At 71.0% G+C, this 7,122-nt stretch carries 6 protein-coding genes; 1 reads left to right on the forward strand and 5 read right to left on the reverse strand.

Annotated features, from left to right (window positions below; genetic code table 11):
• Nucleotides 1-136: 136 nt before the first annotated feature.
• Nucleotides 137-577, forward strand: coding sequence for a CBS domain-containing protein (locus ACFT2C_RS17890; RefSeq protein WP_377208417.1), 441 nt, complete (start codon nucleotides 137-139; stop codon nucleotides 575-577).
• On the opposite strand, the gene ACFT2C_RS17895 is transcribed toward ACFT2C_RS17890, so the two are convergent.
• The 5 genes from ACFT2C_RS17895 to gatC all read right to left on the reverse strand — a co-directional run bounded on the left by ACFT2C_RS17895 (nucleotide 574) and on the right by gatC (nucleotide 6,979).
• Nucleotides 574-2,946 (reverse strand): autotransporter-associated beta strand repeat-containing protein, encoded by a 2,373-nt coding sequence (locus ACFT2C_RS17895; RefSeq protein ID WP_377208418.1) that lies wholly within the window; start codon nucleotides 2,944-2,946, stop codon nucleotides 574-576. The two genes, ACFT2C_RS17890 and ACFT2C_RS17895, sit on opposite strands and share 4 nt — an antisense overlap.
• A 66-nt stretch (nucleotides 2,947-3,012) precedes the next feature.
• Entirely contained in the window at nucleotides 3,013-3,600 is a 588-nt protein-coding gene (locus tag ACFT2C_RS17900) for a GNAT family N-acetyltransferase (protein WP_377208419.1), read from the reverse strand.
• Nucleotides 3,601-3,624: 24 nt separating this feature from the next.
• A complete protein-coding gene (gene gatB, locus ACFT2C_RS17905; protein ID WP_377208420.1) occupies nucleotides 3,625-5,145 on the reverse strand; it encodes an Asp-tRNA(Asn)/Glu-tRNA(Gln) amidotransferase subunit GatB in 1,521 nt (506 codons plus the stop codon).
• The gene (gene gatA, locus ACFT2C_RS17910) at nucleotides 5,142-6,668 is read right to left on the reverse strand and encodes an Asp-tRNA(Asn)/Glu-tRNA(Gln) amidotransferase subunit GatA (RefSeq protein WP_377208421.1); all 1,527 of its coding nucleotides are present in this window, start codon (nucleotides 6,666-6,668) and stop codon (nucleotides 5,142-5,144) included. The genes gatB and gatA overlap by 4 nt, the downstream gene beginning before the upstream one ends.
• A 14-nt stretch (nucleotides 6,669-6,682) precedes the next feature.
• Nucleotides 6,683-6,979, reverse strand: a complete 297-nt coding sequence (gene gatC / locus ACFT2C_RS17915) for an Asp-tRNA(Asn)/Glu-tRNA(Gln) amidotransferase subunit GatC (protein WP_377208422.1) — start codon at nucleotides 6,977-6,979, stop codon at nucleotides 6,683-6,685.
• Between the last annotated feature and the right edge of the window lie 143 nt (nucleotides 6,980-7,122).

The raw sequence follows: 7,122 nt of genomic DNA on the forward strand, positions 1-7,122 counted from the left end.
TCAGCGGCGGCGCATCCCGTCCCTCCCCCCGCCCCGGGGCGACCGGACCACTACCTCAACCCTGCCGTGTGCCGTACGGTCGTACCAGGAACCCGCAATGACGCGGTTTCCGGCGTCCACGCGAGGGGGTGCTCGAATGCGGGTAACAGAGGCATTGCGGCGCAAGGGCGGTTCAGTGGTCACCATCTCCCGGGACCGGAGCGTGCGTGACCTGCTCGCCCTTCTCGCCCAGCACGGCATCGGAGCCGTCGTGGTGTCCGAGGACGGCGTCGGTGTCGACGGCATAGTCAGCGAGCGCGACGTCGTCCGGCGGCTGCACTCGGACGGCGACGGCATCCTGGACGGCACGGTGGAGGCGATCATGACCGCCGCCGTGCACACCTGCGGGCCCGACGCCACGCTCGACGAGCTGATGCCCATCATGACGGAGCACCGGGTGCGGCACGTGCCCGTGCTCGTCGACGCACGGCTGACCGGGATCGTGAGCATCGGGGACGTGGTCAAGCACCGGATCGCCGAGGTGCAGGCCGAGCGCGACCAGCTGACGGCTTACATCACGGGCGGGACTGCGGTCTAGGTCCCCGGTGGCCCGGCCGCGGAGCCAGCCGCTGGGGCCGGGCCACCCTCGACCGGCACTGCGGTGCCGTCGACCGGCCCCGCGATGCGGCGTCGGACATGCCGTGGTGCCGCGATGCCGCGCCGCCGGCGGAGGAAGAAGACCAGCGCGCCGAGGCCGAGCACCGCGACCGAGACGAGAGCGGCCACGACGACCGGCGAGGCGCTGCTCCGCGGAACGGACATTCCGATACTTGCTTCAGGCGCCGCGCCCGAGCTCGGGACGACGGCGGCCGCGGGGACGGAGAGCATCACCCGGCCGTCGGCATAGCTGATCTCGTAAGCCTTGCCGCCGACGTCGAGCCGGGCCCCCTCGTCGAGGCCCTTGAACGTTCCGCTGATCTCGCCGCCGGCGGTGATGACCGGGACCTCGCGCGGGAGCGGGGCGCCGTCCTTGCGGCGGATCTTGAGCGTGGCGCCGTCCAGGGCGACATCGCCGGTGACCTTCAGCTCGGCGTCCGTGCCCACCTGGAGGGTGGACTTTCTCCGGAGCGTCAGGTCGCCGCCCACGGCGGTCGTCCCGGTGACTCCGAGCGAGGTGTCGACGACGAGGTTCCCGCCGAGCTCGGCGCGGGCGAGCGAGAGCGTCCCCTGGGTCACGGCCCAGGGACCCTTGGCGGTGCTCTTGCCGGAGTAGGTGAGCGTCCCTGCCCCGGACTTCACGAGGCCGCCGGCACCCTCGACGCCGCCGGCGTACGTGGTGTCCTCGCTGCCCGCGACGGTCACCGTGCCTGCGCCGAGGCGGAGCATGCTGCGGCCGACGCCGCTCAGGTCCTGCACGGTCTGGTCGCCCGCGGCGGTCAGGTCGAGCGTCGCGCCAGGCTTCGAGAGCTTCAGGCTCGCCGACGACGCGAGGGTTCCGCCCGCGACGACGAGCGCGCCGCCCGACACCGTCGTCGGACCCGTGTAGGCCATGTCTCCTGTGAACGTCACCTGTGCCGGGCCGGCCTGCTCGAAGGAACCCCCGCCGGAGATCCGGGACAGCTCGATCTCCTTCTCGGCATTGCTGACGACGAGGGCGCCGTCGTCGACGATCGTCGCACCCGGCGTGCCGGTGAGCAGCCACGAGTCCTTGCCGGGACTGCCCGTGCCCAGCCGGAGGATCGCGCCGCTCTCGATGGTGGTGGCGCCGTCGTAGTTCTGCTGGTCCGCGAAGGTGACGTCGTTGCCCGGGGTGCCGGCGATGGTGACGTCGCCGACCGCCACAGCGGCCATCGTGTCGTGGTACTGACCGCCGGAGATCGGCGCGCCCAGCGTGACGGGCCCGTTGTAGTCGAAGATCAGGTGCCCGCGGGCGCGGCGCGTGTACAGGTTGATGTAGATGGTCTCGCGAGTGCCGGGCAGGAAGAACCGGTTGTCGGTGCCGTCGCCCCACTGGACTATCGCGCCCTGGATGTTCACGCCGCGCTTGTTGATGTTCTTGGGCACCGCCACGTAGTTCAGGTCGGGGTCCGAGAGCGAGGGGTCGGTCTCCGAGCCCTGGTCGCTCCAGGAGTAGACGCCGGTCATGATCACGCGGCTGCCGTCGGGGGCGCCGTAGAAGTTGATGTCGTTCCCCCACTCGCGGGAGAAGATGTCGAACCCGAGGACGGTGTCGTAGTCGTGGGGCGTGTCCACCATGAACGAGCCGTAGTTGACCAGCTTGGACAGGTTCGGCAGGGACGTCGCGAACTTCTCCCGCTCACCGGCGTGGACCCCGGTGCCGTTGACGATGGTGCCCGAGAACGGATGGACCCCGGCCAGCGCGACGCCGTCCCAGATGGAGCGGGGCTGGTTCAGGACGCCGCTGCCGGAGAGGATGCCCGGGTGGTAAAGCGCCCCGGCGACGGCGACGATCAGCGTGCCGTCGACCCGGTGGTTGAGGGCGTTCCACGCGAAGTTCGGGTAGTCGTACGGGTAGTGGCCGACCCGGCCGGTCGTGCCTCCGGTTCCGTCGCCGTACTGGAGCGTCGCGCCGGCCTCGACCGTGACGGCCGGAGGGTCGGGATCGAGCACGTTGGCATAGGGGTGGTTCGTGATGCCCAGGATCTCCATCCGCTGCCGCTGGCGGTCCTCGGGGATCTGGAAGTCGCTGTCCGCCGTGAGCACGAGCTTGCCGCGCCCACGGACCGTCAGGGTGCCCACGCCGGAGAAGACCCCGCCGTAGACGATCTCCTCGCCGTCACCGAGCGTGATGGTGGCGTCGCCCGCCAGCTCGATGTTCTCGCCTCCGCGGATCCGGTCGGTGATGTCCGTCGCCGCCTGGGCCGGAGCGCAGGCGAGCGGGACGATGACGGACATCAGTACGACCACGGCAAGCGCCCGCAGCGGCAGACGGCGCATTTGCGACATGGAGGGATGTTAGCGCTCACTTCATCCGCAGTCGGACAAACGTCCAGGACCACGGCTCGCTCGGCCCTACGTCCGCAGGGTCGCCCGGTACTCGTCCTCGAGGATGCTCATCACTATGGCGTCGGCCCACGTGTCGCCGTCGCGGTAGACGTCGCGCAGCCGGCCCTCCTCGCGGAAGCCGAGCGACTCGTACAGGGCCTGGGCGCGCGGGTTGATGCTGAGCACGTCGAGGCTCACCCGGTGCAGGCCCGGACCGGGATCGCCGTCGACGCCGTCGAACCCGAACCGCAGCACCTCGTGGATGGCCTCCCGGCCGTACCCGCGGCCCCGGTAGTTCGGGAGCAGCTGGAGCCGCAGGTTCGCCGAACGGACGTCCTCGTCGAGGTCGTTGAGCACGATCTCGCCGATCATCTCGTCGCTGACCGGCTTGCCGTCCCGCACTGCGGCGGGGCAGATCGCCCAGTCGTAGCGGCCGGGCCGGTCGCTGACCGTGCTGGCCCACTCGTCGATCTGGTCGCGCGTGAAGACGGCGGTGGTCCCCGTCAGACGGGTGCCCTCCGGATCCTGCACCGCCTCCCACAGGCGTTCCGCGTCGCGCCCCTCGATCGGGCGCAGCCGCATCATCTCGCCGTGCAGGAGAGGACCGCGGGTCACTTGCCCGCCCTCACGAACCGAGCCTCACGAGCCGATCCGATCCAGCACCAGCTCCCGGACCCGCTTCGCGTCGGCCTGGCCCCTCGTGGCCTTCATGACGGCGCCGATGATCGCGCCGACCGGCCCCTGGTTGCCGCCGCGGACCTTCTCCACGATGTCGGGCTGAGCCGCGAGCGCGTCGTCGATGGCGGCCAGCAGCGGGCCGTCGTCGGACACGATCTCCAGGCCACGGGCCACGACCACGGCCTCCGGGTCGCCCTCGCCGGCGAGCACGCCGTCGAGCACCTGGCGGGCGAGCTTGTCGTTGATCCGGCCCGACTCCACGAGCCCCTGCAGCTGCGCGATCTGCGCGGGGGTGACGTGGAGGTCCTCGAGCGTGACCTCGTCCTGGTTGGCCCGGCGGGCGAGCTCGCCCATCCACCACTTGCGCGCGCCCGCGGCGCTCGTGCCGGCGGCGACCGTCGCCTCGATGAGCTCGATGGCGCCCGCGTTGACGACGTCGCGCATCTCGGCGTCGGCGTATCCCCACTCCGTCTGGAGCCGGCGACGGCGCGCGACCGGCATCTCCGGGAGCGTCGCGCGGATCTCCTCGACCCACTCGCGGCTCGGGGCCACGGGCACGAGGTCGGGCTCGGGGAAGTAGCGGTAGTCCTCGGCGTCCGACTTCACGCGGCCCGACGACGTGGTGCCGTCCTCCTCGTGGAAGTGACGCGTCTCCTGGATCACCAGCAGGCCCGCATCGAGCACGCCCGCCTGGCGGGACACCTCGTAGCGGACGGCGCGCTCGATCGAGCGGAACGAGTTCACGTTCTTGGTCTCGGTGCGCGTGCCCAGGGGCGACTCCGGGGTCGGGCGCAGCGACAGGTTCACGTCCGCGCGGACGTTGCCCCGCTCCATGCGCGCCTCGGAGACGTCGAGCGAGCGGAAGATGTCACGCAGCGTCTGCACGTAGGCGCGCGCGACCTCGGGAGCCCGGTCGCCGACGCCCTCGATGGGCCGCGTCACGATCTCCACCAGCGGGATGCCCGCACGGTTGTAGTCCACGAGCGAGTACTCGGCGCCCTGGATGCGGCCGGTCGCGCCACCCACGTGGGTGTTCTTGCCGGCGTCCTCCTCCATGTGCGCGCGCTCGATCTCGACGCGGAACACCTCGCCGTCGTCGAGCTCGATGTCGATCCAGCCGTCGAAGGCGATCGGCTCGTCGTACTGCGACGTCTGGAAGTTCTTCGGGACGTCCGGGTAGAAGTAGTTCTTCCGCGCGAACCGGCAGCTCTCGGCGATGGTGCAGTTCAGCGCGAGGCCGATCCGGATCGCGTACTCGACGGCCTTGCCGTTCACCACCGGCAGCGCGCCCGGTAGCCCCAGGCTCACCGGCGTCACCTGCGTGTTCGGCTCGCCGCCGTACGCGACCTCGGCCGCGCAGAACATCTTGGTCAGCGTGCCGAGCTCCACGTGCACCTCGATGCCCAGCACCGGGTCGTAGCGGCGGACGGCGTCCTCGTAGGCGACCAGGCTCGTGGCCGTGGCGGTCGACGGTGCGGTCATCGGGCGAGCTCCGTGGTCTTGAGTTCGGGTGCCTTGTTCAGGAGGGGTCCGCCCCAGCGCGACTCGAGGGCCGCCTCGAGGGCGGCGCCCACGCGGTACAGCCGGTCGTCCGCCTTGGCGGGGGCCAGGATCTGGAAGCCGACCGGCAGGCCGTCGTCGGACAGGCCGTTCGGCAGCGACATGCCGGGGACGCCCGCGAGGTTCGCGGGGATCGTCGCGACGTCGTTCAGGTACATCGCGAGCGGGTCGTCGAGCTTCTCGCCGAACTTGAACGCGGTGGTCGGCGCCGTCGGCGAGACGAGCACGTCGGCCTGCTCGAACGCGGCGGCGAAGTCGCGCTGGATCAGCGTGCGGACCTTCTGCGCGCTGCCGTAGTAGGCGTCGTAGTAGCCGGCGGACAGGGCGTAGGTGCCGAGGATGATGCGCCGCTTGACCTCGTCGCCGAAGCCCGCGCCACGGGTCGCTCCCATGACCCGCTCCGCGGTCACCGGACCGTCCTCCGGCTCGACGCGCAGGCCGAACCGCATGCCGTCGAACTTGGCCAGGTTGCTGGAGGCCTCGGCGGGCATGATCAGGTAGTAGGCGTCGAGCGCGTAGCCGAAGCTGGGGCACGAGACCTCGACGATCTCGGCGCCCAGCGCTCGCAGCTGGTCGAGCGACTCGTCGAAGCGAGCGGACACGCCCGCCTGGTAGCCCTCGCCCGACAGCTCCTTGACGACGCCGACGCGCACGCCCTTCAGGTCGCCCGTGGCGCCCTGCCGCGCGGCAGCGACGACGCCGGGGACCGGCTCGTTGATCGAGGTCGAGTCGTGCGGGTCGTGCCCGCCGATGAGCTCGTGCAGCAGCGCGGCGTCGAGCACCGTACGGGTCACGGGTCCCGCCTGGTCCAGCGAGGACGCCATGGCGATCAGGCCGTAGCGCGAGACGCCGCCGTAGGTGGGCTTGACGCCGACGGTGCCGGTGACAGCGCCGGGCTGGCGGATCGAGCCGCCGGTGTCGGTGCCGATCGCGAGCGGCGCCTCGAAGCCGGCCACGGCGGCGGCGGAGCCACCGCCGGACCCGCCGGGGATCCGGTCGAGGTCCCAGGGGTTCTTCGTGTTGCCGAACGCCGAGTGCTCCGTCGAGGAGCCCATGGCGAACTCGTCCATGTTGGTCTTGCCGAGGATCGGCAGGCCCGCGGCCTTGATGCGCTCCACGAGGGTCGCGTCGTACGGCGGGACCCAGCCCTCGAGGATCTTCGAGCCGGCCGTCGTGGGCAGGCCCTTCGTCACCACGACGTCCTTGACGGCGATCGGCACGCCCGCCAGCGGGTGCAGCTCCTCGCCGGCGGAGCGCTTCGCGTCGATCTCGGCGGCCGTGGCCAGCGCCTGCTCGGAGGAGACGTGAAGGAACGCGTGCAGGTCCCCGTCTACGGCGGCGATACGGTCCAGGTGCGCCTGCGTGGCCTCGACGCTGGAGACGTCCTTGCTGCTGAGCGCCGACGCGAGGTCGGACGCGCTCAGCCGGGTGATGTCATGTGTCATGTCGTTGGTTCCCATCACTCTTCGCCGAGGATCTGCGGGACGGCGAAGCGTCCGTTCTCCTGCTGCGGGGCACCGGCCAGCACGTCCTGGACCGGCAGGGCGGGCTCCGGTACGTCGTCACGGAACACGTTCGTCAGCGGGAGGGGGTGGCTCGTTGCCGGCACGTCTGCGGTGGCGACCTCGCTCACGCGAGCGATGGACTCGACGATCACGTCGAGCTCGCCGGCGAGGCGGGTGACCTCTTCGGGTCGCAGGTCGATCCGTGCCAGCGCAGCCACGCGCGCAACCTCGTCACGGGAGATGGTGGACATGGCCGCAAGTCTAGTCGGAGGACGCCGTTCGATCGCCCGGATTCCCGCCGTCCCACTGTGAAATCTGTGCAACGCAGCAAGGGGGTGGGGTGGCACAGCCAATACTGGCTGTGCCACCCCACCCCCTGCTGGGAATGGTTGTC

Source organism: Promicromonospora sp. NPDC057138 (genome assembly GCF_042670845.1).
In the GTDB taxonomy this organism is placed as follows: Bacteria; Actinomycetota; Actinomycetes; order Actinomycetales; family Cellulomonadaceae; genus Promicromonospora.